This window comes from Bradyrhizobium sp. sGM-13, from assembly GCF_018398875.1.
GTDB lineage: Bacteria > Pseudomonadota > Alphaproteobacteria > Rhizobiales > Xanthobacteraceae > Bradyrhizobium.
In genome coordinates this window covers 1-1097 of the sequence record NZ_JAGWDK010000142.1, presented here as the reverse complement: position 1 = coordinate 1097, position 1097 = coordinate 1, and the positions used below count along the sequence as shown (strand labels likewise).

2 protein-coding genes are annotated in these 1097 nt (G+C 64.0%); both read left to right on the top strand.

The features are described 5' to 3' along the window. The coding region (locus KJQ96_RS38485; protein WP_213291156.1) for an IS66 family transposase at positions 1-639 on the top strand (639 nt) is incomplete at its 5' end. A 29-nt stretch (positions 640-668) separates the two neighbouring features. Further along, on the top strand, positions 669-1097 hold a 429-nt coding region (locus tag KJQ96_RS38480), incomplete at its 3' end, for a UPF0149 family protein (RefSeq protein WP_213291155.1).

Below are 1097 nucleotides of genomic sequence, written 5' to 3'. Positions count from 1 at the left end.
GGTTATGCCGCCTACAAGGCGCTCGCCCGCGATCATGGTGGCGCAATCCAGCTCGCCTTTTGTCTCGCCCATGCCCGACGCAAATTCGTCGAGGTGTTCAAAACGACCCAGTCGCCGTTTGCGCGCGAGGTGATCGAACGCCTGCAGGCGGTCTATGCCATTGAAGCGGAGATCCGCGGCAACAGTGCGGAGCAGCGGCTGGCCAGCCGCCGCACCAGAAGCGCAGCGTTGATGGCGGCGCTCAAGGCGCGACTCACCGAGATGGTGGGCCAGCTCTTCTCCCAGTCAAAGCTGGCAGAGGCGATCAACTATGCGCTCAATCACTGGGATGAGCTGACGCTGTTTCTCCGCGACGGCCGCGTCGAGATCGATTCCAACACGGTCGAGCGTTCCATGCGCCCGATTGCCATGGGAAGACGCAACTCATTGTTCAGCGGCAGCGAGGGCGGCGCCGAGAGCTGGGCGATCCTGGCATCGCTCGTGAACACGGCAAAGCTCCATGAACTCGATCCTCAGGCCTATCTGACCGATGTGCTGGAGCGCATCGTGTCCGGGCGAACCAAGAGCCATCAGCTGCACGAGCTGCTCGCCTGGAACTGGAAGGCGGCGCGCCAGCGCACCGCACGGGCCGCGGCATGAGCCCGCGTCGCCATAAAGCAGCGTCGTCGATGGCGGCACCTGCGATGCCACTTGAGGAGCTTGAGCAATGGCTCCAGGCACGCGTTGATCAGCATCCTGTCGCCACCAGCATTCCCATGCTCGACGGCTACGTCGCCGCGATCGTGGCCGGACCGGTGTCGATGAGCCCGCTCGACTGGATCTGCCCGCTGCTCGCCATCGATGCCGATGCCTTCAACCACGGCGGCACCCCGGAGTTCGCGGCGATTTCCGCCGTCGCGCTGCGCCATAACGAGATCAGCCAAATTCTTTCAACTACGCCTCGCCAGTTCGAGCCGATGCACCTGCGCAACCCCCATGGCGACGTCGATCCGCGACCCTGGTGTCAGGGTTTCTACGCCGCGATGCGGCTCAAGCTGTCGGCATGGGCGCCGTTGCTCGACACCGGCAACGTCAATCATGGTCTGCTGCTGCCCATC